Annotated in this window: 22 protein-coding genes; 8 read left to right on the top strand and 14 right to left on the bottom strand. The window is 56.0% G+C overall.

The genetic code is table 11. From position 1 onward, the window contains the following. Positions 1-35 precede the first annotated feature (35 nt). From HY36_RS13500 to HY36_RS13520, 5 genes are all read right to left on the bottom strand, one after another. The gene (locus tag HY36_RS13500) at positions 36-2,432 is read right to left on the bottom strand and encodes a GumC family protein (RefSeq protein ID WP_155841930.1); all 2,397 of its coding nucleotides are present in this window, start codon (positions 2,430-2,432) and stop codon (positions 36-38) included. A gap of 71 nt (positions 2,433-2,503) precedes the next feature. Beyond that, a complete protein-coding gene (locus HY36_RS13505; protein ID WP_035553809.1) occupies positions 2,504-3,796 on the bottom strand; it encodes an outer membrane beta-barrel protein in 1,293 nt (430 codons plus the stop codon). A 357-nt stretch (positions 3,797-4,153) separates the two neighbouring features. Next, positions 4,154-5,308, bottom strand: coding sequence for an acyl-CoA dehydrogenase family protein (locus tag HY36_RS13510; protein ID WP_035553819.1), 1,155 nt, complete (start codon positions 5,306-5,308; stop codon positions 4,154-4,156). Between the two features lie 26 nt (positions 5,309-5,334). Then, complete coding sequence (locus HY36_RS13515) at positions 5,335-6,531, bottom strand: acyl-CoA dehydrogenase family protein (protein WP_035553822.1); 1,197 nt, start codon at positions 6,529-6,531, stop codon at positions 5,335-5,337. Positions 6,532-6,640: 109 nt separating this feature from the next. Next, on the bottom strand, positions 6,641-7,651 hold the full coding sequence (locus tag HY36_RS13520) for a nicotinate-nucleotide--dimethylbenzimidazole phosphoribosyltransferase (protein ID WP_035553824.1): 1,011 nt from the start codon (positions 7,649-7,651) through the stop codon (positions 6,641-6,643). 132 nt (positions 7,652-7,783) lie between these two features. On the opposite strand from HY36_RS13520, the gene HY36_RS18210 reads away from it, so the two are divergent. Further along, positions 7,784-7,978 carry a DUF1289 domain-containing protein gene (locus HY36_RS18210; protein ID WP_081806204.1) on the top strand — a complete coding sequence of 65 codons (195 nt, stop codon included), beginning with the start codon at positions 7,784-7,786 and terminating at the stop codon, positions 7,976-7,978. An 11-nt stretch (positions 7,979-7,989) separates the two neighbouring features. Then, positions 7,990-8,526 carry a retropepsin-like aspartic protease family protein gene (locus HY36_RS13525; protein WP_051602802.1) on the top strand — a complete coding sequence of 179 codons (537 nt, stop codon included), beginning with the start codon at positions 7,990-7,992 and terminating at the stop codon, positions 8,524-8,526. Here the strand turns inward: HY36_RS13525 and pyk are convergent. Next, the gene (gene pyk, locus HY36_RS13530) at positions 8,513-9,937 is read right to left on the bottom strand and encodes a pyruvate kinase (RefSeq protein WP_035553826.1); all 1,425 of its coding nucleotides are present in this window, start codon (positions 9,935-9,937) and stop codon (positions 8,513-8,515) included. The two genes, HY36_RS13525 and pyk, sit on opposite strands and share 14 nt — an antisense overlap. A 153-nt stretch (positions 9,938-10,090) precedes the next feature. Here pyk and HY36_RS13535 point away from each other — a divergent pair, with 153 nt between their 5' ends. Then, positions 10,091-10,927, top strand: a complete 837-nt coding sequence (locus HY36_RS13535; RefSeq protein ID WP_035553828.1) for a DUF5694 domain-containing protein — start codon at positions 10,091-10,093, stop codon at positions 10,925-10,927. Here the strand turns inward: HY36_RS13535 and metH are convergent. From metH to HY36_RS13560, 5 genes are read right to left on the bottom strand one after another with little or no spacing between them, the layout of a single operon-like run. Beyond that, complete coding sequence (metH, locus tag HY36_RS13540) at positions 10,924-13,557, bottom strand: methionine synthase (protein ID WP_051602803.1); 2,634 nt, start codon at positions 13,555-13,557, stop codon at positions 10,924-10,926. The two genes, HY36_RS13535 and metH, sit on opposite strands and share 4 nt — an antisense overlap. Next, positions 13,554-13,979, bottom strand: a complete 426-nt coding sequence (locus HY36_RS13545) for a gamma-glutamylcyclotransferase family protein (protein ID WP_035553831.1) — start codon at positions 13,977-13,979, stop codon at positions 13,554-13,556. The genes metH and HY36_RS13545 overlap by 4 nt, the downstream gene beginning before the upstream one ends. Next, the gene (locus HY36_RS13550) at positions 13,979-15,052 is read right to left on the bottom strand and encodes a homocysteine S-methyltransferase family protein (protein WP_035553834.1); all 1,074 of its coding nucleotides are present in this window, start codon (positions 15,050-15,052) and stop codon (positions 13,979-13,981) included. Before HY36_RS13550 ends, HY36_RS13545 begins: the two co-directional genes overlap by 1 nt. 3 nt (positions 15,053-15,055) lie before the next feature. After that, positions 15,056-15,964 carry a methylenetetrahydrofolate reductase [NAD(P)H] gene (gene metF / locus HY36_RS13555; protein WP_035553837.1) on the bottom strand — a complete coding sequence of 303 codons (909 nt, stop codon included), beginning with the start codon at positions 15,962-15,964 and terminating at the stop codon, positions 15,056-15,058. Between the two features lie 5 nt (positions 15,965-15,969). Then, positions 15,970-16,938: an ArsR/SmtB family transcription factor gene (locus HY36_RS13560; RefSeq protein WP_035553839.1), complete on the bottom strand. Its 969-nt coding sequence runs from the start codon at positions 16,936-16,938 to the stop codon at positions 15,970-15,972. 143 nt (positions 16,939-17,081) lie between these two features. On the opposite strand from HY36_RS13560, the gene HY36_RS13565 reads away from it, so the two are divergent. Together HY36_RS13565 and HY36_RS13570 are read left to right on the top strand one after the other, a co-directional pair. Continuing rightward, positions 17,082-17,834, top strand: coding sequence for an MlaA family lipoprotein (locus HY36_RS13565; protein WP_035553842.1), 753 nt, complete (start codon positions 17,082-17,084; stop codon positions 17,832-17,834). A 36-nt stretch (positions 17,835-17,870) separates the two neighbouring features. Continuing rightward, positions 17,871-18,500, top strand: coding sequence for an MlaC/ttg2D family ABC transporter substrate-binding protein (locus HY36_RS13570; protein WP_035553844.1), 630 nt, complete (start codon positions 17,871-17,873; stop codon positions 18,498-18,500). Between the two features lie 12 nt (positions 18,501-18,512). Here HY36_RS13570 and HY36_RS13575 read toward each other — a convergent pair whose 3' ends face one another. The 3 genes from HY36_RS13575 to HY36_RS13585 all read right to left on the bottom strand — a co-directional run bounded on the left by HY36_RS13575 (position 18,513) and on the right by HY36_RS13585 (position 22,027). After that, positions 18,513-19,388: a sulfotransferase family protein gene (locus tag HY36_RS13575; protein WP_035553846.1), complete on the bottom strand. Its 876-nt coding sequence runs from the start codon at positions 19,386-19,388 to the stop codon at positions 18,513-18,515. A gap of 228 nt (positions 19,389-19,616) precedes the next feature. Continuing rightward, positions 19,617-21,281, bottom strand: coding sequence for an energy-dependent translational throttle protein EttA (gene ettA, locus HY36_RS13580; protein WP_035553848.1), 1,665 nt, complete (start codon positions 21,279-21,281; stop codon positions 19,617-19,619). Between the two features lie 119 nt (positions 21,282-21,400). Continuing rightward, positions 21,401-22,027 (bottom strand): tetratricopeptide repeat protein, encoded by a 627-nt coding sequence (locus tag HY36_RS13585; RefSeq protein WP_162176001.1) that lies wholly within the window; start codon positions 22,025-22,027, stop codon positions 21,401-21,403. A 431-nt stretch (positions 22,028-22,458) separates the two neighbouring features. Here HY36_RS13585 and HY36_RS13590 point away from each other — a divergent pair, with 431 nt between their 5' ends. From HY36_RS13590 to HY36_RS13600, 3 genes are read left to right on the top strand one after another with little or no spacing between them, the layout of a single operon-like run. Next, positions 22,459-23,019: an NUDIX hydrolase gene (locus HY36_RS13590; RefSeq protein WP_051602804.1), complete on the top strand. Its 561-nt coding sequence runs from the start codon at positions 22,459-22,461 to the stop codon at positions 23,017-23,019. 9 nt (positions 23,020-23,028) lie between these two features. Then, positions 23,029-23,451: a DUF1330 domain-containing protein gene (locus tag HY36_RS13595; protein WP_035553852.1), complete on the top strand. Its 423-nt coding sequence runs from the start codon at positions 23,029-23,031 to the stop codon at positions 23,449-23,451. Beyond that, positions 23,448-24,440, top strand: coding sequence for a glutathione S-transferase N-terminal domain-containing protein (locus HY36_RS13600; protein ID WP_035553856.1), 993 nt, complete (start codon positions 23,448-23,450; stop codon positions 24,438-24,440). The genes HY36_RS13595 and HY36_RS13600 overlap by 4 nt, the downstream gene beginning before the upstream one ends. Positions 24,441-24,511: the final 71 nt, after the last annotated feature.

Raw genomic sequence — 24,511 nt, forward strand, 5'->3', positions numbered from 1 at the left:
ATTCTCGCCAGAGGCCAAAGCCCCCACACCGCACCTCAGTTCGCGTCGACCTTTTCGGCAGCGCCGGTTTTATGGTCGGCAAGACTCGGAGGCGTTTGAATGGCCGTGGGCTGAATTTTCCCACTCTTCGACTTCTTGGAACCGCCGCGCATAAAGGAGAAGAGAGAAGGTTTGCTCTCCATCTGATAGTACTTCCGGTATGCATCGTAGCTAGCACCCGGATCACTGTAATGACGACGACGATTCAGATTGACCATGTTCAAAGTTACGCCGAGCAGGTCTGCTTGGAACGATTTCAACAATGCGAGAGACTGACGTGCCGCGGCACGTGTCGTATGCCTCCAACGGACAACCAAGATCGTTTTATCGGTTTTCCCGGCCACAACACGAGCCTCTGCCATCAACAATAGCGGGCCTGTGTCAATCAGAATAAGATCGTACATTGACCGCAGACGAACCAACAAGTCGTCGAACGCTCGCGTACCGAACACATCATGCGGCGTGTGCCCAGTCAACGACAGGGGTAGGATGTCGAGCATGCTCTTCGGATCTTTTGCAATTGCATCAGACAGCTGACCAGCTCCGAATAGATACTCAATAAATCCGACTTCGGGCTTGAGACCGGCGGCTTCGGTCAACTGACGGCGACGGAAGTCGCCATCAATAACCAGTGTGCGAGCCCCGGACATTGCTGACATCCGACCAAGCGCGAGCGTCAAACTGGTTTTACCTTCATCCGGCAGCGAAGACGTAATCGCTACCGTTTTTGTTTCGCTATCAAGGTCAGAGAACGCGATGGCTGCACGCAAATACCTCACACTCTCGGCAAAGGCAGATAGCGGGTTCTCTATTAGATACTCAGCCGGGTTGGTTTGCGTAAAGCCGAGCGCGTTGGTGGTACGAATGAGTGGCACCGATCCGATCGCATTCTGGCGCAGCTTTTTCTCGATGTCCTCGGTGGAGGAAATTTTCATATCCAGCAGCTCAGCCAGAAGTGCCAGTCCTGCGCCCAGCATTCCGCCAAGAATTGCACCAATCAACAGGTTCAATTTCGTGCGAGGCGAACTTGGGTGTTTTGGAACCGAAGCTTGCGACAGGATCACCGCATCAGGTTGAACCAGGCCATCCTGCTCTCGCGTTTCCTTGGAGCGTGAAATGAACTCCTCATACAGGACGCGGCTGGTCTCCGCATCGCGCTCCAACTCACGCAGGCGCACCATGGCCAGGCTGTTGCCGCGCAACTTCGCGTTTGAATTATTGATCTGCGACTGGAGACGTCCGACCTGATCCCGGCGAACCCGAACTTCGTTTTCCAGATTCGTCGCAATGCGGTTCATTTCATTCTCGATCTGGCGTTCGATATCGGCTTGTTCTGCACGCGCACCAATCAATTCTGGGTGCTGCGGACCGAGACGAGTCTCAAGGTCTCCAACGCGACCACGCACAGTAGAGAGTTGTTGTTTGAGGCTGGTGATCAGTGGAGATTCCAGAACTTCGGAAATACCATCCACACCTGCACCCCCATCAATTTGGCGACGCATGCTGTCATATCGAGACCGAACACGATTCAGCTCAACTTCGGCCTGGGTTTTCTGCGTGGTTAAATAGGCGATATTCTGCTCAGTGAGCGTGTTGCCCATCGCCGTTTCCATGTCGTTGTCAGCGATAAATTTAGCAACTCGATTTTCTTTTTCTTCAACCTCTTCCCGAAGTGCGAATACCCGGTCAGACAACCACTCGGTAGCGCGCCGCGTGGCATCTAGTTTGGTTTCAAGCTGTTGGACACGGTATTGATCTGCGATGGCATTTGCCAGTCGTGCGGCTGTTTCAGGCGACTCGCTCGTAACCTCCACATTGATCAGGTAAGTCGTACCTACTCGAGATACGCCTACGCTACCCATGAGTTTGGCTACAGCACTTTCGAGAAGTGCATTTTCCCGCTCATCGACACTCATCCCTTCAAACGGATCTTCTTCTGTCGTGTCGACCCCCAGAAAGCCAAGAAAGCTATCCGACAGACTACCGAGCACACTCGTTTCCGGTTCTCTGAGCGTCCAATTGAACTCTGGATCTTCGACCAGCTTTTGCTTCACCGCCACCTTGGTGAGCAAAGATTTGGACTTCATGATCATGACTTCGGTATCGATCACTGCCGTACTTACAGCCAACCCACTAAGCACGCTTCCAAGATCAATGACGTTCTGCTGCTCCGTATCAAGCTGAACGATTGAGCTCGCCTTGTAGAGCGGCACCTGATTGAATGTCATGTAGGCGACCAGCGAAAATACCGCCAGAAAGCTCAGCGCAATCAGCCAGAATCGGCGATAGACCGCAGCCAATAGGGACTTGAGGTCCGTAGGCATGGTGTTGCCATCGGAATCCGCTTCTGCGGGTACCTGGGTCGGAAGCTCAAAGCTGAAAGTCTTGGTCAAGATACTATACCGAAAGTTGGAGTTGACGCTGAATTTGGAGCGGCCCAAGGTTCAGGCCGCTCCATTTTGGATTAAGGGAACACGCGGACAGAAATGCCGAGCAAATCTGCACTATAATCCTGATTGCCGACAACCGCGGAACCATCGCGCTCACGCTCCACGTGTCGCGCGAATGCATTCAGATGCACACGTTTATTCATCTTGTACGTGCCAATCACGCCAAAATCAGTAACGTCTTCATCACGGTCGACTTCATCATATTCGTAGTTCTCGATGTTTCCGTATCCGGAAAGAATGATGTTCCGATACAACTCATGATCAACACGAACGCCGAAATTGGTCTGGACCGAACTGGCGGTATTCACAACACCACTATCAACCGTTCGGCGACCGCCATTGAACGACACTGTCGTCAGGCGGGTCGGGAACCACTCGACATTGGCGTCGACAGCAAGACCGTCATTGTCCTCAAAGAAAGCGTCGTCCATCTCTTGCGAGAGAAAACCGATCGCGATGTCTCCGCGGACCAGAGAGTTCAGCTCGAAGTCGACACCACCGGACAGCGTATATGTATCGGAGTCGCGTGAACGCGCGACACCATCAACAATGACGTTGTTATCATACTCGCGCTGATCCAGAACGCCCTGTCCAAAGATGGCAAGGTTCGGCGTAAGCGCGTAGCTAAGCCGGGAATAGAACCGGTTGTCGGTGCGATCACGGAAATCCTGGTCAATCGGCACACCTGTGATCGTGGATGCATCATCATAATCGACTTCCGCAATCGTAAGCACATTGGCCCAACGGATCCGGTCGTTCGAGTAGTTCGCATTCACATCAAAGCCAGTCCGCGTGAATTCAATCGGCTCGCCCAATCCGGACGTGTTCGAAGGATCAGAATACCGATCCGTTGATTTCTGGTAGAAGGCTGCGCCCCCGAAGGAAAACTCCCGCGTCACATCGATGCGACCACGAAGACGACCATTCAGATTAGTGAACGATTGATCGCCGTAGTCTTGATACTCCTGATGGACCGCTGAGACGTCCACACCAACCTCGTGTACGCTCCAATTTGTACGCGCAGAGAGGTTTGCGCCTACTTCAGCAATCGTATCAGACTCCTCATCTGTGCTCGTGCCAAGCGCGTTGCTCGTGTATCCGAGTCCAGCATGGGCATTGGAGTTTACAGTAAAGGCTCCAAGCCGGATGGGCTCCGGGTCAAACTCCGGCTGGTTACGGTCGGTGACCGATTCATACTTATCGCGGCTATAATAGTCGCCAGACTGCGCATGTGCGACACCCGTAGCGGCCAACACCAACGCTCCTGTTGCGACACCTGCAAGGCCCGCACGCTTGATTTCCAACATTTCCACCTCTTCCCTGGAACTCGATCTCCGGTTCATCCTACCGGAATGTTTACCAAAACAATGAAGCAAGACCCATACCACTTTTATTGCCTTTGGTGAGCCATCCTTAGCGAAGTACGGTGAGGATCAGGTAATTAAACTAGAACAAATTCGATCGATTACAGGGAGGCCGATCGTGGACGGCGACTGCGTTCGGCCTCTCCTACACCTGTGTTCTGCAGTATTTTATGCAGAATGCAGAAAGCCCGGAGCGCAAGAAACGGCACCCCGGGCTAAGTTGTAACAATCGTTATGGCAGAAGTTAATTATTGCACAGCTTCGTCTGAAGGTTAGCCGAAGCCGTGTTCGCTATCTGCCTTACTCCGCTGCTGCAGGTAGATCCATTTCAGAAAGGGCGGTGTAGCGCTTCAAATGGTGATCAACATTACCGAATTCGGCATCAATCATGGTGAGGCGCTTGAAGTAGTGCCCAACTGCCAACTCGTCCGTCATGCCCATACCGCCATGAATTTGCACAGCTTCTTGGCCGACAAAGCGACCCGCTTGGCCGATGCGCACTTTCGCAGCTGACGCGGCTTTCTTGCGAGTCACCTCGTCCTCATCGAGCTTCAAAGTCGCCATGTAAGTCATGGAGATTGACTGCTCGTGTTCCATGAACATGTCGACCATGCGATGCTGCAGCACTTGGAACTTGCCGATGGCCACACCAAACTGCTTACGCTGACGGGAATAATCCACTGTCATGGCGTGAGCCACCTTCATGGCGCCACACGCTTCTGCACAGATTGCCGCAATGGCCTCATCGGTCACCGTCTCAATCAGTGGCAGTCCGTTGTCGACTTCGCCGATCACGGCTTCCGCACCAACGGCGACATTTTCGAAGTAAACTTCGGATGCCCGGCGGCCATCCACGGTCGGATAGTCGCGTGTGCTGATGCCTTGGGCGTCCTTCGCAACCACGAATACTGTAACGCCGTTGCTGTCACGACGGTCGCCGGACGTACGCGCCGTTACGATGAAGTGGGTGGCCCAAGGCGCACCGACAACGACAGCCTTGTGCCCGTTTAGGACAAAGCCGGCACCGTCTTTCTTCGCGGTTGTTTCAAGATCTGCCAGGTTGTAGCGACCACGCGGCTCTGCATATGCGAAGGCAAAGATGTTCTCGCCAGACATCACGCCGGAGAGATATTCCTCCTTTTGTGCGTCACTGCCGCGCTTCAGGAAACCGCCGCCACAAACAACGCTTGGCACGTATGGCTCGACGACGAGCCCTTTGCCGAACTCTTCCATGACAACCATCGCATCGATCGGGCCGCCGCCAAGGCCGCCATCTTCTTCGCTGAAAGGAGCCATCAGCAAGCCGAGCTCAGCGAACTGCGCCCACATTTCCGGACGCCAGCCAGACTCGGACTGAACGACCTTGCGACGGGTTTCGAAGTCGTATTGTTCCCGGATCAGCCTGGAAAGGCTGTCGCGGATCATGGTTTGCTCTTCGGTGAAATTGAAGTCCATCTTGTATCCTCCCTGCCTCGTACGCCTTACAGGCCGAGGATCATCTTCGAAATAATGTTGCGCTGAATTTCATTCGATCCACCATAGATCGATGTCTTGCGCATATTGAAATATGACTCAGCTGCGAAGTTGGCGTGGTCTGGACCAACGCCAAAACCTTCGTTGCCAGTCGCTTCCATGCCGTACCCATAAGGCGCGCCATAATAGCCAACCGCTTCAAGCGTAAGCTCAGTCAGACGCTGTTGAATCTCGGTCCCTTTAACTTTCAGGATCGAGCTTTCAGGTCCCGGCCCCTTGCCTGCAGCTTCTGATGCCAGCGTGCGCAGCTCTGTGAACTCAAGCGCGGTCAGATCGATTTCCAGCTGGCTGATCTTGCGAGCAAAATCCTGGGTTTCAATCAGTGGTGTGCCGTCAACCGTTTCTTCGGAAGCAATGTTGCGCAGACGCTCAACGCCGCGCTTCGAGCGGGCGACACCGGCAATACCGGACCGTTCATGTGCGAGCAGGAATTTAGCGTAGGTCCAACCTTCGTTTTCCTTGCCAACAAGATTTTCGACTGGCACGCGGACATCCGTCAGCCAGGTCTCATTCACCTCGTGGGTGCCGTCGATCAGCTTGATTGGTTTCACTTCAATGCCCGGCGTATTCATATCGACGAGAATGAAGCTGATGCCTTCCTGCGGCTTTTTCGCGTCAGGGTCAGTGCGGCACAGGAAGAAGCCCCAATCGGCATGCTGCGCCAGAGTGGTCCAGGTTTTCTGGCCATTGATCACGTAATGATCGCCATCGCGGACGGCCGTGGTCTTCAGGCTGGCGAGGTCGGAACCAGCGCCCGGCTCGGAATAGCCCTGACACCACCAGACATCGCCGGACAGGATACCCGGCAGGTGGCGCTCTTTCTGCTCTTCGTTTCCGAATGTGTAGATCACCGGCCCAACCATCGAGACACCGAATGGTAGCGGCATCAGCGCATCAACGCGCGCATTTTCTTCTGACCAGATGTAGCGCTGGGTCGATGTCCAACCTGTGCCGCCATACTTTTCTGGCCAAGCCGGCGCAGACCAGCCTTTTTTGCCGAGCACCTTGTGCCAGGCTAGGAATTCCTCGCGCGTGAGATCTTCACGCGTTCCAATTCCATCCAGTTCCTTTGGATAATTATCGCGAATGAATTCGCGGACTTCATTACGGAAGGCAATTTCTTCCGGCGTAAAATCGAGATTCATGACGGCTCCTCACTGTGCGCTGACTGCGCATCATTCTTGCCCCCTCTATTTCCGCCATTTTGGAACAAAGGCAAGGTGACGTGAGCGTAAACGTCAGGTTCTCGTCGCGTCAGGTCGCACTTGCTCCCTCGGGCTCAGCGATGAAGGGGGCACACGCTGTTTTAAGAAGACCAATCGCCGTGGCCGACCCGAGACCACCACCAGTCTGGAACTCAAGCTGAAGCAAGGGCTGCAAGCCAAGTCGCTCCATCGCTGCCTCGTGGGCAGGCCGCCTCGTGACGTGAGACGCGATACAGTGACTGATCGCCTTCGGCTCAATCGCGTGCACAACCGCCGCCGCAATTGTGGTGGCGAATCCATCCAGCACCACCGGGATACCCTGATGGCGCGCGGCGATGATCGCGCCGACGCACGCCGCCAGTTCACGCCCCCCCACATGCCGCAAAGCCTGCAACGGATCGGATAAATGCCCGCGATGCAATGCGAGCGCGCGGGCGACAACATCTACGCGCCGCTCCACCAGTTCAGCGGTCGTCTGATTGCTTGGACGGACCCAATAGTCCGGCGCGCCGCCATACAGGGCGCAAGCCACAGCGGCAGCAGCGGTGCCCACACCCGCGCCAGAAACCGCTAGCGCCAGCAGGTCCGGCTTGTCTTCCGCGGTTTCGAACCCGTAGGCGATCGTCGCAGCGCACTCTCGCTCCGACATGGCCGGGCTCTCGGCAATGCTTTGCGTAGGCTTGTCAATTGCGAGGTCATAAACGCGAATATTCGCACCAGATTGGGTCGCGATGGCCGACAAGGGCGCCTTGCCTTCCCGCAGAGCATCGACGTGTGCGCGCGTGTCGTCTGGACTGGACAGGGAAACGCCCTCTGATGCCAGGCCGTGAGAACTGGCAAAAACAGCCAGGAAAGGCTTTTCGATCCGGGGAGGAAACCTGCCCTGCCATTTTGCCAGCCAGGCCGCCGCCTCGCCGAGGCGGCCAAAGTCCCCCTCACGTCCCATGCCGAGAAGTGCGTCCCGCACTTTCTGCGCGGGTGCCGCATCGGGTTCGGGCGCGTTCCGGATCAGGGAACGGGCGTCTTCCAGAGGTGAAATTTCCTGGGTCGACTCACTCAAGGGAAACGCTCCGTCTTAATATTCAAACTGCTTGTTCTTATAACAGAAAACGAACCCAATCGGCGACAAGGTTTTGTTACTGAATTCATGGGATTGTCTTGCACACACTCGATCGCTGATTACCCTATATCCATGACCGCTCAAGCCATCAAATCGCCCTGTATCAAAGTTTGTGCTGTAGACGCCTCTACAGGACTCTGTCTCGGGTGCGCGCGAACGCTCAAGGAAATTGGGGGATGGGTAAAAATGGGGGAAGAAGGACGTGAGCAGGTGCTTGCGGATCTGCCTGCGCGGATCTCCCGCCTCGAGTCCCTCGGCAAGCGTTAGGAGCCGGCACGATGTCACCACAGAAAACCATACTGGCCGGTTTCGGCATCGCTGTGGCGCTTTCGGCCATCGTCAGTTTTATCATTGCCCCAAAAATGGAGCAGCATCGCACTGAGCTTGCAACGATGACACCGGAGGCCGCGCCTGCCCCCACCGAAAAGCGAACGTCGGTTCGCTTCGCCAATGCCGCAATCATCGATCGCGAAGATGATGGACACTACTGGACGCGCGCAGAAGTCCACGGCACCGCGGTCAAATTCATGGTGGATACCGGCGCCAGCACGGTGGCCCTCACGTATCGGGATGCCCAGCGCCTGGGCCTTAATCCTGAAACCCTCGACTATCGCTGGGAAATCCGGACCGCTGGCGGCATTACGCACGGCGCCGCTGTAACGCTGGACAGCATTCGCATCGGACAGGTTGAGATTGAACAGGTGGGTGCAATGATCCTGAAAGACGGGCTGGAACAGTCGCTGCTGGGCATGACCTTTCTTGGCGAACTTTACTCGTATGAATTCAAGCAAAGCCAGCTGATCATACGCCGGTAATCAGCGCACCGTTGCGGCCTTTGCCAACGCCGATCTCCCAGGCGAATCGTTCCTCATCGCCAGCCCAACGGGCATAGGCTACGCGCCCCTCAAGGCCTGCTGCGTCCATCAGATCCCGATACCAGTAAACAGCGCCTGCATTCAGCCTTTGCGGGTGAACGCCCCATAGCAGGCAAGCAGTGCGAAGCCTCTGATCGTCCAATGAACCATACAGGATCGGTGCCTTGCCACGCACACGCGCGAACCGGGCCAGACGGTCGAAGGCTCCCGTTCTCAGGGCCAGCGCAGTTGCACCTTCGGCCTCTGCCATGCCCTGTGATGTCTCTGCCACAACATCAATCGCCGTTTGTGCGGGTTGGTCCCCAGAGAATTGCTCCAGGGAACGACGATAGTCTTCGGCGCTCTCGGTTGCACGAATGATCCGCGACATGATGGCGACAGTTGTCGCCGGGTGTCGCCCAACCGCTGTTTCCCCTGACAGCATCACCGCATCCGCGCCCTGATAGATCGCCGTGGCGACATCAGACGCCTCTGCGCGTGTGGGCGCGGCGTTCTCGATCATGGATTCCAGCATCTGCGTTGCCACGATGACAGGCCGACCCAAGCCACGCGCGCAGCGAACGATGCGGCGCTGGATCACCGGGACATCTTCGGGCGCGTATTCGACGCCCAGATCTCCCCGGGCGACCATGACGGCATCAGCCGCGGCGACAATCGGCTCAAGATTATCGATCGCGGCAGGCTTCTCCAGCTTTGCAACCAAGGGCGCGCGACCCTTGATGATCGCTTTGACTTCTTCAATGTCTTCAACAGTTTGGACAAATGACAATGCGACCAAATCCACGCCGATTTCCATTGCGAAATCGAGATCAGCCCTGTCTTTCTCCGTCAGGGCGCGCACAGGCAGCGCCTTGCCGCGCACCGTAAAGCCTTTCTTGTCTGTCAGTTTTCCAGGCACTTCCGCGCGAACCCTGGGCGCATCGCCAGCCTGCGTGACGGTGAACATGAGCTTACCATCATCCACAAGGATAACGTCGCCCTCTTCCAGTATTTCGACGATCTCGGCGTGAGGCACAGGGATTGTGTCGTCGGCATCTGTCGTTTCTGCAGCAACAACGGCGTATTCTTTCTGGTATCGCAGGCGCAGTTCGCCGCCGGGCAGCGAACCGACTCTCACTTTTGGTCCCTGCAAGTCGCCGAGTGTCGCCAAAGGTCGCCCGGTTTCTTTCTCTGCCGCGCGAACCGCGTCCAGCGCCGCCTTGTGCGCGCTGTGTTCGCCATGACTGAAGTTCAGGCGAAACACGTCAACGCCGGCATACGCCAAAGCCAGCACTTCCTTGGGCGAGCGACTGCCCGGCCCAAGGGTCGCCACGATCTTTGCATTCTCACCAATCAGAGTCTTACCAGTCATTCCGCCCTCCCGATGACAAGGTTGACGCAGCTACTATACGAGTCCGCCGGAACTGGCCAGTCAGCGTTGCGCGAAGCCTGCTCGGAAAAAATATGCGACTGGTTGCATCCAATAGATCGAGTCGGTGCATCTGACTTCAAAAGAGGAGTTTTCATGAAATCAGCCATCATTGCCCTGTCAGCCCTTATCGCGATTGCGCTTCCAAACGCCGTCGCAGAAGATGCCCCAGAGCCAAGAAACAACCCGGTTCAGATAATGGTGCTCGGCACTTATCATTTCGGAAACCCCGGTCTTGATCTGGTCAACACCGAGGCGGACGATGTGCTTCTGCCAAAGCGGCAGGCTGAACTAGAAACACTGGCTGACCGCTTGCTGGAGTTTCATCCCACAGCGATTGCGATCGAAAGTATCCGCCGGACAGATGATGCGCTTGACCCAGGGTTTCCTGACTTCACGCCTGATGACCTGACCCGCCAACGTAATGAGAGCGTCCAAATCGGCTATCGCGTGGCGCATGCGGCTGGCCTGGACCGCGTCTATGCTGTGGATACGCAAGAGGGAGAGATTTCCTACTTCCCTTTTGACCGGGTTGAAGCGTTTGCCGAACGGACCAATCGCCAGAACGAGATCACCTCAAAAATCGAGACCATCAAGGCTCAGGCAGAAGCCATGATGCGTGACCAGGCAACGACTCCGATTGCGGAAATGCTTGCCTGGCAGAATGAGCCGGGCCTTATCGATGAGATGCATTCCGGATTTTACTATGGCCTGCTCAACATGACCGACGCCGAGGACAATGCCGGCGCCGCGCTCAATTATGGCTGGTATGCCCGCAACGCAGAAATCTTTGCCAACATCGCAGAAATCTCACAGCCCGGTGACCGGATCCTGGTCATCTACGGATCAGGTCACAATTACTGGCTCCGCCACTTTGCCGAAGAAACGCCTGGCTTTGCCCTGGTCGAACCGAACCCCTATCTGGTCGACTAGTCCACAGCAAACGGATCATAATTCAGGATCGGCGCCAACCACCGCTCGGCCTTGCGGGTATCCCACCCCTTGCGCTGGGCGTAATCCTCAACCTGATCTTTCTCGATACGGCCGACGGCGAAGTACACGCTTTCCGGATGTGCGAAATACAGGCCGGACACGCTGGCCGCAGGAGTCATTGCGAAGCTTGAGGTGAGCTCAACACCGATACGGTCTTCGGCTTCCAGCAATTTGAACAGGGTTTCCTTCTCGGAGTGTTCCGGCTGGCTCGGATAGCCCGGCGCGGGACGAATCCCCCGATACTTCTCCTTGATCAGCTCAGCGTTGCCGAGGTCTTCATCAGGCGCATATCCCCAAAGCTCCTTGCGAACACGCTCGTGCATGTATTCCGCCATCGCCTCAGCAAACCGGTCAGCCAACGCCTTGACCATGATGGAGGAATAGTCGTCCCGCTTCTCTATGAATTCCTTGGCAATTTCCTCCGCCTGCGGACCGGCAGTTACACAGAAGCCACCAATCCAGTCATCGCCCTCTGGCGCAACAAAGTCTGACATCGCAAAGTTCGGACGCGTATTGTCTTTCACCATTTGCTGCCGCAACGTATGAAACACCTCGCCCGATTGAAGGTGAATGTCGTCGCCAACTGAATTGGCCTTCCAGAAGCCGACAACCGCCTTCGGCTTGAGCCACGCCTCACCGACCAGCTGCTGCATCATGCCTTGTGTATCATTCCACAAGCTTGTCGCCGCTTCGCCCACAATCTTGTCTTCGAGAATTTGCGGGAACTGTCCGGCAAGATCCCACGCGGAGAAATACGGCGTCCAGTCAATGTACCGGGCAAGCGTTGCCAGATCGATGTCTTCGAAAGTCCTGACACCCTCGAAACTTGGCGCAGGGGGCGTGTAGCTGTCCCAGTCCAGTTTCAGGCGCGCCTCTCTTGCCTGTTCGATCGGCAGGCGCGGCTTGGGCGGGCCGCCGGATCTCGCTTCGCGCATGCGTTCGTAGCGGGCCTTGGTCTGAGTCACAAAGCCGGGCTTGTCGTCTTCGCTGAGCAGTGTGCTGACAACGCCGACAGCGCGGCTGGCGTCAGAAACATGAACCACGGGCGCACAGCGGATGACCGGATCAATCTTTACGGCCGTATGCGCCGGGCTGGTGGTCGCGCCGCCAATCAGGAGGGGCTGCACCATGCCGCGACGTTCCATTTCGGCTGCCACATAGACCATTTCATCAAGGCTTGGCGTGATGAGACCAGACAGGCCGATCACATCAACATTTTCCTTTATGGCCGTATCCAGAATGGTTTCAGCAGGCACCATGACGCCTAGGTCAAGAATTTCATAGCCATTACACGCCAGCACAACGCCGACGATGTTCTTGCCGATATCGTGTACGTCCCCTTTCACCGTGGCCATCAGAACCTTGCCATTGGAAACGTCGACCGTGCCAAGACGCTGCTTTTCCTCTTCCATGAACGGCTCAAGCCACGCCACCGCCTGTTTCATCACACGCGCGGATTTCACCACTTGCGGCAGGAACATCTTGCCAGATCCGAACAGGTCTCCGACGACATTCATGCCGTCCATAAGTGGCCCTTCGATAACATGCAGCGGGCGCTCTGATGCCAGACGCGCCTCTTCCGTATCGGCATCAATGAATTCCGTTATGCCGTGGACCAGAGCGTACTCAAGACGTTTGGCGACCGGAGCTTCCCGCCAGGACAAATCCTTCTCTGCGGTCTTGCCCTTCTGGCCCTTGAAGCCTTCGGCAATCTCGATCAGGCGCTCAGTCGCATCGTCGCGCCGGTTCAGGATCACGTCCTCTACGCGTTCACGCAATTCTGGTTCGATATCGTCATAGATATCGAGCTGGCCTGCATTGACGATCCCCATATCCATGCCGGCTGGAATGGCGTGATACAGGAATACAGAGTGCATGGCCCGGCGCACAGGCTCATTTCCCCGGAAGCTGAAGGACACGTTCGAGAGTCCACCCGAAATGTGGCAGCCGGGGCAGGTCTCTCGGATCACGCGCGCAGCCTCAATGAAGTCTACGGCGTAATTGTTGTGCTCTTCGATGCCCGTCGCCACAGCAAAAACATTGGGGTCAAAGATGATGTCTTCGGCAGGGAAGCCGACATCCTCAGTCAGAATACGGAAGGCACGCTGGCAGATCTCGACCTTGCGGTCTTTTGTATCGGCCTGCCCGACCTCGTCGAATGCCATGACAACAACCGCAGCGCCATACGCAAGGCACGCGCGCGCCTGCTTCCGGAAAATCTCCTCACCTTCCTTCATGGAAATGGAGTTCACGATGGCCTTGCCCTGAACGCATTTCAGACCAGCCTCGATGACCTCCCATTTGGAGGAGTCGATCATCAACGGCACCCGTGCGATGTCCGGCTCGGCCGCAATCAGGTTCAGGAAGGTCCGCATAGCCTCGGCGCCATCAAGCATGCCTTCGTCCATGTTCACGTCGATGACCTGCGCGCCATTCTCGACCTGCTGGCGCGCAACCTCAACGGCGTCGGCATAGCGGCCTTCCGTGACCATCTTGCGGAAGCGCGCGGAACCGGTGACGTTCGTGCGCTCACCAACGTTTACGAAATTTTGTGAAGCTGAGTTGGTCATTTTCTTGTTTTCCCGGCATCAAGCGGCCAGTTGCCATCGGCTACGGGCGGGAAGCCCTCGATAGATTTATTGTACCAGTAGATCCAGGCCATTTCGCCAGTCTCTTTTGCTGCGTTGTCGAGCAAGGGAATCTGTGTGCGCAGATAGAGGCTTGTCTCCGGGTCGTCGGTGACATCCTCGAACGCATCCATCGCAGGCATGATCGCTGGATCGCTGATCTGCCAGCGGACGCCATAGCATAGCGTGTCTCCGTCCACCACGCCAGGAAAGCCACCCAGATCAACCATCCGACCACGGAATCTGCATGGCGCACCAAAGGCGCCCGCCGTCGCGAGCGGAAGGTCCGCCGGCTGTCCTGCGGCGCCCTGCTTCAAGAGGCCGTAGAACACAAAAAGGTCGCCAGCCCTGACTTCCGCCTGCATCACGCGCCCACCTCAAACGGTTCGAGACCAGACAGACGCATGGTGTGCTTGCCGGGAACTGGGTCGCGCGGCTTTACACCGTCCACCGCCTCGGCAATTGCCGCGATGTGGTCCGGCGTCGTGCCACAGCACCCGCCGAGAATGTTCACAAGTCCATCCTTCGCCCATCCACCCACAGCGCCGGACGTCTGCTCGGGCTGTTCGTCATATTCGCCCATTTCATTCGGCAGGCCAGCGTTCGGATAGGCCGCCACCAGCGTGTCCGCGACACGGGACAGCGCGGCGATGTGCGGACGCATCAGATCGGCGCCGAGTGCACAATTGAACCCTATGGCGAACGGCTTCGCATGACGAACCGAGTTCCAGAATGCTTCAACTGTTTGGCCAGACAGTGTGCGGCCTGAACGGTCGGTAATCGTTCCCGAAATCCAGATCGGCAACTTGTCCATGCCTTCATCTTCGAGGTCCATGATCGCCTTGATCGCCGCCTTGCAGTTCAGCGTGTCCGTGATCGTCTCAATCAGGTACAAATCGACACCACCTTCGTTCAGGGCACGGATCTGCTGGCGATAGGCATTATAAACTTCGTCAAACGTCACGGAACGCGCGCCGGGATCGTTCACATCTGATGACATGGACAACATCTTGTTGAGCGGTCCGATGGACCCGGCGAGGAAACGAGGTTTGTCAGGGGTCTTCGCAGTCCAGGCATCCGCCGCAGCCCGGCCAAGCTTCGCGCCTTCCATGTTGATGTCCCAGACCGACTGCTCGTCCAGCTTGTAGTCGTCCTGCGCAATCACGGTTGAGCTGAATGTGTTGGTCTCAGAAATGTCCGCGCCTGCGCCATAGTAGGCGTTGTGAAGATCCGTCACGATGTCAGGACGGGTCAGGCAGAGGATGTCATTGTTTCCCTTCATCTGCCCGGGATACTTGTCTTCAGGGAAGCGATCTCCGCGATAGTCGGACTCCTCCAGGCCGCGCCGCTGAATCATCGCGCCCCATGCCCCATCCAGGATCAGGATACGTTCTTTCGCGGCCGCTTTCAGGGCGTCAATACGATCTTGTCTGTTCATCGGTCAGGCCGCCTCAGCAGAATTGGGTTTCAGGCCAAGCAAGCGGCACGTGGACAGTGCGAGGCCTGCGCGGTTCAATGTGTAGAAGTGGAAATCGCGAACGCCTTCATCCGAGAGTTTCCGGCAGAGGTCCGCCGCTACGTTCGCGGTGACGAGCTCCCGGGTTTCCGTATCCTCGTCAAGGCCATCGTAAAGCTCATGCAGCCAGCCTGGCAGCGATGACCCGCACAGGCCGGAAATGCGCTTCAGCCCTTTGAAGTTTGGCTGCAGCATGATTCCCGGCACGATTGGCATGGTGACGCCTCCCGCGCGGGCCTTTTCAAGGAAGTTCAGATAGATTTCGGGCTCAAAGAAAAATTGCGTTATCGCGCGATCCGCCCCCGCATCCTGTTTGGCCTTGAGAAAGGCTATCTCGGCATCCCAACCGCGGCTTTCGGGATGAAGCTCAGGATAGCACGAGACGGATATTTCAAAGCAGCGCCCAAGGTCTGGCCGATGTTCGCGGATGCCCTCGATCAGATCAATCGAGTCGCGAAACCCTCCCGGATGCTGTTCAAACTTCTCGCCCATGCCCGCAGGCGGGTCGCCGCGCAGCGCCACGATGTGCTTCACGCCAGCCTGCCAGTAGTCTTCGGCGACGGACAGGACTTCTTCTTTCGTCGCACCAACGCAAGTCAAATGCCCAGCAGGGCGCAAATGGGTGTCCTGCGCGATCCGCCGAACGGTGTCATGGGTCCGCTCCCGCGTAGAACCGCCCGCACCATAGGTCACAGACACGAAGTTCGGCGCCATGGGCTCCAACCGCTCAACCGTTTCCCATAGCCGCGCAGCCATGGCTTCAGTTTTCGGTGGGAAAAACTCAAATGAGACGGATGGTGCGTCGCTGGATTGAAGTGAAGAAAGCGGACTCATTTGGTTTACTCCGTGGACGTGGCGGATTTGACCGCCTTCCATATGTTTACGGTCAGTCCATCTGCTGCATCAGCCGGTGGCGCAAAAGATTTTGGTTCGGACACATTCAATCCGACATCGCTGGTCCATGCCTGCATGGCATCGTGCGACAACCCGAGCCGGTGGTGGCCATGCTCAGCGCGCAAAAACTCAAGATCGTGAGGCGCAAAATCTACCACAAGCAATTGGCCGCCAGGCCGCAGAACACGGGCCGCTTCCGATATCGCACGATTGGGTGTGTCCATATAGTGCAGCACTTGATGGATGATCACGAGATCAGCGCTGTTCGATTCAAACGGCACGGCGGTGACATTGCCCTGACGCACTCGCGCGCCATCAATACCCAAACGCTCGAGGTTGGCGCGCGCGACCGTCAGCATGTGATGGCTGAGATCAATGCCTTCGGCGCTCTCGGCGCGCGGCGCGAAGAGGCTGAGCATTCTTCCGGTACCGGTTCCAAAGTCCAGCACGCGCCCGAAGGGCCCCTGGCCAGCCAGCTCCAGAAGCGCCGACTCAATAAGGTCGTTCGGATAATGTAGTGAGCGCAACCTGTCCCAGTTTTCAGCGATACTTGAGAAATACGCTTCCGCCGTATCTGCGCGCGTGGCGCTGACCTCTTCGAGATGCTGGCGGTCACGGACAAAATCCGCTTCCTCATGATCGAGTTGAGCAAACAACGCGTCCAGAAATGTTTTTCCCGCACCTCTCGTGGCCGCACGATAAAAAACAAAGGACCCTTCCGGCAAACGCTCAACGAGCCCTGCCGCGGTCAATGCCTTGAGATGATGTGACAATCTCGGTTGGGATTGCTCCAAGACCTGCACGAGTTCGCCCACCGACAGATCCCTCTGACGCAACAGCGACAGCACGCGCAGCCGGGTTGGCTCACCCGCCGCGCGCAAGCAATCGATCATGGGAGAACTTGCCAAAATCATTTAACGACATAAACATCGATTTATATGTTTTAGCAACCCGGCTTTACAGAAATATCACCTATGCATGCTTGTGTGCCACCGAGTGTTGAAGCCCACAGGGTTTGCCACCATTTACCGAGTTCGAAACACGGGGTTATCGATACATGACACAGCGAGTCTTCGCCGCCATACTTGCCATGGGCCTGGGAGCCTGCGCGTCCACCCAGAGCGTCGAGACTGGCACAGTCAGCGACCCCTATGAGGGTTTCAACCGTCAGATGTTCGCCTTCAACAGTGAAGTCGACAAATATGCGCTGGGCCCTGCCGCTGGCGCGTACGAAACAGTAACACCCGAATTTGCGCGAGATCGCGTTGGCGACTTCCTGCACAATTTGAAGTCCCCCGTCATATTCATCAACGATGTGCTGCAAGGCGAAGGCGACCGCGCAGGCGATACACTTGGGCGTTTCCTGATCAATTCCACGATCGGCGTGGCCGGTCTTTGGGATGTCGCCGGGTACAATGGCATCGAAAAGCACAGTGAGGACTTCGGACAAACCTTGGCGGTTTGGGGCGTCGAAAGCGGTCCATATCTCGTGCTGCCATTGATGGGCCCGACAACGCCGCGTGATTTGTTTGGCGGCGGCATAGACCGGGCGCTGGACCCACTGAACTGGACCGAATTCGCAGACAATCCCGACCTGGACGATCACATCGCAATTGGCAGGAGTGTGCTCGGCGGCCTAAACGCCCGCGTCGCCCTGGACGATCAGATCGAACAATTAAACGCTCAACCGGAACCTTATGTGGCCCTGCGCCGGATTTATTCATCTCAGCGTCAGGCTGAAATCCGTAACGGTCGCATAAATGAGGAAGAAGCGTACGACGATCTCCCTGATTTTGACGAATTTGAATAATAAGCGAGTGGCACGACCACAAACAGGAGCAAGAAAGTGAAACGCGAAATCAGACATTTGGCATTGGCGGCCACCGCGATGCTGATGTTTTCCTCCAACGCATTCGCAGACGCCAAGACGGAAGCCTACGTTCAGGAAAACGCCAGCGAAGTGCTGGCATCCCTGAATGACCCATCCTTGAACGCAGAAGAGCGCACTGAAAAATTCAACGCCTATATGGACGAGTTCACGGACATGGTCGCCGTGTCCAATTTCGCCATCGGCAAGTATGCCCGTCGCTTTAACGACGATGAGCTAGCTCGCTACCGCAAAGTGTTTCGCGAATACGCACTCGCTGTCTACGAAAACGAACTCGACGCCTATCGCGGCGAAGCGGTGGTCGTGAAGGATTCTGTTGATCGGTCGGAAACTGACTCCATCGTCAACACGGTCATCAAACGGCAGGACGGCAAGGACATGGATGTCCGCTGGCGTGTGCTGACGCGAGACGGAAAATATCAAGTCGTTGATGTGGCACTGAACCTGGACGGAAATCTGATTTGGCTGGCCATTGAACAACGGGCACAATTCCTCGCCCTGCTCGACCGCTCGAACGGATCCGCCGATGCGCTGATTGAAAAGATCGAGAGTATGAAGCGGAACCTGGAAGCGAGCACTCGCGGCTAGCTTTATGCCTGATTAAACGCACCAGTGCTCGAAACGCATGTTCGTGGCCTTCCGAAAGGCTTCCGCGTCTGGAGACAGTTGATCTTGAAGGCTTTTAATCACGCTTGCATCGAAATCCGGCAGGACATTTTTCTGAGATTTAGAGCGTATTGCGTTACGAGCGTTTTCAACCAGGCTACGGGGCGCGTGCTGACGCACCATGTGCCCTAGCCGAGTTGACCTCATTCTGTGCCACCAGTTTGGCAACGCATTCAGATCTGCCGCCGAGTTCTTTGAAGGGAGTTCGACGGTTTGGAGCGCTTCGGGATCAGAAATTCCAACATGCTGTCCTACTCGAACCAGAGATTTCGGCTCTTTCAACATGTCTGCAAAATCAACGATAAGAATATCGTCTCGATCCCAATGATCGAAAAACGGCTGCATCTGGTAAGCATAGCGACTGACGTTGATGGCGTGGGCCGCGTTCTTTGTGTCCAGCCATTCCGAAGGTGATGGCAAGTCCTCTCCGAATAAAATGGAGTGTTTGTATTGCGAAACAACCCGCTTCACCGGATCACGCGCAACGAAAACCAACTTCGCATTGCCCGCGTGCTTTTTGATCAGGCGCCACGTATCCGGAAACACGTCTCGCTTCGTATAATTCGGACAAAAGTCGATCTTCGGAAGATTACTCTTTCCGAACTGACGCGAATACCAACTCGCTCCGACCTCCATGTTGACCGGCGTAAGAAAGAAGTCTGTTTCTTTGGACTCCGGAACGGACGCCTGCCCCGACTGACGAAACAGGTGGTACAGGGAAGTTGTACCGGCGCGCATTGCCCCAATTACAATCGCATCGGGCGCTATGTCGCTTTCCAGCGGCCTCATCTCGCAAGTGCCCATCGCCATCAATTCCCTCTCCGAAGCAGCAAACTGTCTGCCGACAAACCGCAATGCTGACGACGGAACGAAACATGATCGATGAGATTCAAAGAATCAACCACAAACCCTTAAAAACAATGGTTAAATTCCGCATTTTCCAATTATTGGGCATCGCAATAACCTATCAGTTGAAACGCGAACAAACAATTCGTGCATCGAACGAAAGTTTGTGCGAGTAAATTTGTACTAAATTGGTCAGCGGGCAAATTTCTTGAATTTCAGGCGCTTCGGATTGACGGCATCTTCGCCAAGGCGTCGTTTCTTGTCCTCAAGATAGGATGAGAAGTCGCCCTCAAACCATTCGACATGCGAGTCACCCTCGAACGCCAGAATGTGCGTCGCCATTCGGTCCAGGAACCAACGATCGTGAGAGATAATCACGGCGCATCCAGGAAAGGCATCGAGCCCCTCTTCCAGCGCCTGAAGCGTTTCGACGTCCAGATCGTTGGTCGGCTCGTCGAGCAGCAGCACGTTGGAGCTCTGCTTCAACATCTTGGCCAGATGCACGCGGTTACGCTCACCGCCTGACAACAGGCCAACTTTCTTCTGCTGGTCAGAGCCTTTGAAGTTGAACGCGCCGACATAGGCGCGAGAGTTCACTTCGATGCCGCCGAGGTCGATGACATCTGTGCCGCCCGAAATCTCTTCCCAGACATTCTTGCTATCATCGAGTTTGTTCCGGCTCTGGTCGACGTAGCCAAACTTGACCGTGTCGCCGACGCGAAGTGAACCAGCATCCGGCTCTTCCTGCCCCAGAATCATCTTGAACAGGGTCGATTTACCTGCACCGTTCGGGCCGATGACGCCCACGATACCGCCGGGCGGCAGTTTGAAGTCGAGATCTTCGATCAGCAAATTGTCGCCAAAGCCCTTCCGAAGGTTTTCAGCCTCGAGCACCACATTGCCGAGCCTTGGACCAGGGGGAATGCGGATCTGAGCGGTTGAGACCTTCTCCTTCTCAGCCTCCGCTGCCTTCTGTTCGTAGGATTGGATACGAGCCTTCGACTTGGCTTGCCGCGCTTTCGGACTGGAGCGAACCCATTCGAGTTCCTTGGCCAGCGAGCGCTGCTTGCCACGCTCTTCGCGCGCCTCTTGCTCCATCCGCTTGGCTTTCTGTTCCAACCAATCAGAGTAGTTGCCTTGGTACGGAATGCCGCGTCCACGATCGAGTTCGAGAATCCAGGTCGTGATATCATCAAGGAAGTAGCGGTCGTGGGTAACGAGGATCACACAGCCCTTGAAATTGATGAGGTAGTTCTGAAGCCAGGCCACCGTCTCTGCGTCGAGATGGTTGGTCGGTTCGTCCATCAAAATCATGTCAGGCTTGGAGAGCAACAGCGCACAAATCGCAACGCGGCGGACTTCACCACCAGAAAGCTTCGAAACGTCTGCATCGTCAGGCGGGCAGCGCAGGGCTTCCATTGCCATCTGGATCTTTGAATCGATATCCCAGGCGTCTGCCGCGTCGATCTTCTCCTGAAGCGCGGTCATTTCTTCCATCAACTCGTCGGAATAGTCCTCTCCGAGCTTGCCGGAGATCTCGTTGAACTTGTCCAACATCTGCTTTTCAGGACATGACGCGGCGATGTTCTCAAAGACCGACTTCGATTCGTCCAGCTTTGGCTCCTGAGGCAGATAGCCGACTTTAACGCCGTCAGCCGACCAGGCTTCGCCATTAAATTCCTTATCTTGGCCGGCCATGATGCGCAGGAGAGTCGACTTACCGGCACCGTTGACACCGACGACACCGATCTTCGCATCCGGAAGGAAGCTGAGGTGAATGTTCTCGAACACCTTCTTGCCACCGGGATAGGTCTTGGACAGACCTTGCATGTGATAAACATATTGGGGACCGGCCATGAAATGCGTCTCCTGAAGAATGGGGGAAATACGTCGCCTCAGTTACGCGGGAACGCGCGAAAATCAAGCGGGCAAGCACAACCGATCCCGGTTATCTGGTTCCTGAGCCCTAAGAGACCCTAACCCTCGATCTGCCTACGCTCATCTTCTGTCAGAACGCTTGCCAGCCGCTCGAGTTCGGGCCCCGCACTGTGATTGCCCATATCGTGGGCGCGGCTGAACCAGCGCCAGGCTTCAACAAAGTCTGGCTGTTCCTTTCCATGTCCACCCGCATGCGCCATACCGAGGTTGAACGCACAACGATTGTCACCCAACTCCGCGCCCTTGTCCCACCAGGCTTGTGCCTCCGCAAATTGCTTGGGACCACCCTCGCCGGTCATCATCATGACGCCCAGGAACGTAATGGCATTCACTTCACCGAGATGCGCAGCCTTCTCAAACAACGCGCGGGCCTCAACCTCGTTGCGCTCACCCCCGAGGGCACGAAGCTTCATGAAGCCGAGATTGAACATTGCAGGCGCAAGTCCCGCCTCGGCAGCTTGTGCGTAATACGCGCGAGCGGCGGCGAAATCCTGATGCACACCCCGACCGTGGTGCAGCATCGCGCCAAAATTGTTTGCAGCAGCAGCATGGCCTGAGTCTGCAGCGCGACGCATCAACGCGGCTGACTTCATCAAGCTTTCGCCCCCTTCGCCATCAAGTAGCAAAGCCAAAGCTTGTTCGAACAAAACATCCCCGTCCGCCATGCCCCACACGATATGCAATATCGGCTCGCTGAAAAGTGATTTTGTCAGTTGCGAGCTCAGAAAGTTGAATGGGCGCTTCGCGTGTAACCCAATTGGAATATTTGATTTTTTTGGAATCTCATTCCTCTGCATGCACGTTTAGAGGTAAGTGGCACAATTCCAGATGCAGAACGCCAATTTCGCGGCAATGTTCTGCCTCATGCACTCGGGTGTACGTGGGATCACTCCGGGACTTGGCGGCGCCTTCTCGCAGCAACCTCAATGGCTTGAAACAAACACACTTTTGGAGGTCAACTTCGCCAGATGCCCACAATCAGAGGTTTTATACCTTGCCGCAAAACATCATCTGTCTTCTGTTGCTGCAATTGCAGGATCAACGGATCGACGCAAGCATGTAAGCTGGCCCAAAATCACGTTGGAGCGACGAACACATGATCAAGCCCTGGTCCATTCTCGAGAGCCGACAGACCTTCAAAGACCGATTTCTCTCTGTCCGAACCGATGTTTGTCAAAGGGACGATGGTCACATCATTGACCAGTACCACGTGCTTGAGTTCACAGACTGGGCGACAATCATCCCCATCACGGATTCCGGCAATATCGTGCTGATCCGGGAGTATCGTCATGCGGGCGAGGTCGTGCTGCTCGGTCTTCCCGGAGGCGTTATGGATGCCGGTGAAACTGATCCAAAAATCGCTGCGCAGCGGGAATTGGGGGAAGAAACGGGATATTCGGCGCGGGATTTCGTTCCTGTCGGGACGTGCCATCCGAACCCTGCGGTCCAAAACAACCGCCTCCACTTCTTTCTCGCGAGCGGGTGCCGAAAGACAGATGTTCAATCTCTTGACCCGAACGAAGAGATCGAAGTTCTGGAGATGCCCTATCAGGAGTTTCTTTCGTATGAGAAATTTGATGCGCAGCACGCTCATCACGCGGCGGCACTATTTTACACCGAGCGGTATTTCGGCAAGCATCCGGAAAAACGACCGTGAGGAGATGCCATGCCTGCCTTTCAACCAACTGCCGACCAATTTCGTGCCTTTCGGGATGACCCGCACGATGGCCCCGTCGCCCAGGTAAACCTGCTGAAGTTTAGAATTAAGGCTGAGTACAAACCGGAAGATCCAGAATTTGGTGAGGAAATTGACGGTCAGACAGCCTACATCCGCTATTCCGAAGCGTTCACCAAAGCTGCCGCTGAAGTCGGCGGCTCGACGACACTTCTGGCGACCACGGAACGCTATTTCATCGGTCAGGGAGACTGGGATGGCGTTCTGGTCAATCATTTTCCCAATCGACAGGCCTTCATCGCGACACTGAACCACGCTGAATACAAATCCATGTCTCGCCATAGGGACGCTGGTCTCTTGTGTCAGGAGTTGCTCGTCACCCGCCCGATCTGGCTGAGTGGAGACAAGCTATGAGCCGTTACGATGTTTATGGTGCGCTTGGGTCTCCGTATTCCATGAAAGTGCGGGCGGCGATGCGCGCAAAACGTTTGGTCCATACGTGGACTGGGATGACGGCCGAAGACCGGCAATCCGTTATGCCGAATGTGCGCGCGCCGGTAATTCCCGTGATCCGGAAACCGGATGGCCAATGGACGAATGATTCCACGCCCTTCCTCTTGTCGCTTGAAGGAGAGGGGCGTGATTTGCTGCCGCCCTCCCCGGTTGCGCGCTTCGCATGCCTGCTTTTGGAAGACATGGCGGACGAATGGTTCATGAAAGCAATGTTTCATTATCGCTGGGCTTATGAAGACGATGCCGAATGGTGCGCGAATTGGCTGATGTTCGACTCATTGCCGAATGCGGGCCAAGACTCGGTTGAGGCAGCCGCAAGTACCATCCGTGAACGGCAGATTAGCCGGATGGCCCTTGTGGGCTGTACGCCCCAGACCGGCCCCTTGATCGAAGCAAGCTGGAAACGGATTTGCAGCGAGTTGGAAACTCTGGCCACGAGCCCGACCCGCTTCCTGTTTGGAGATCGCATCTCGCTCGCCGATCTCGGCTTCTACGGCCAATTGAAAGTCATGAGTGTTGATCCCACTCCGATGCTGTGGCTGCGCAAGGAAACACCCTATCTTTATCGATGGCTGGACCATGCCGATGATGCCAGCGGAATCGATGGCGACTGGGCGGAAGGCATTGCGCCCATTGTGGAGAACCTTCTGCGCATTGCCGGCGATACATATTTGCCTTTTCTGAAGGCAAACGCGGACGCGCTTGAGCGCGGCTTGGACACTTTCTCACTTGAGATAGAGGGCCGGCCGTACGAGCAAGGCGTCTTCAAGTATCAGGCTAAATGTCTGCAATCGCTGCGCTCGGATTGGAGTGACCTGAGCGCTGACGACCAAGATGCGCTATCGTCCATGATCGGCCCCGGCAGCCGCATCCTGATGGCGGGCAGCTAGACATTAAACTGCTCGCCAGCGCAAACCGCCTCCTTTTGGTGGTTTCCATTCTGCCAGGATCGCCTCAAACT

The organism is Hyphomonas atlantica corrig. (genome assembly GCF_000682715.1).
Classification (GTDB): domain Bacteria; phylum Pseudomonadota; class Alphaproteobacteria; order Caulobacterales; family Hyphomonadaceae; genus Hyphomonas; species Hyphomonas atlantica.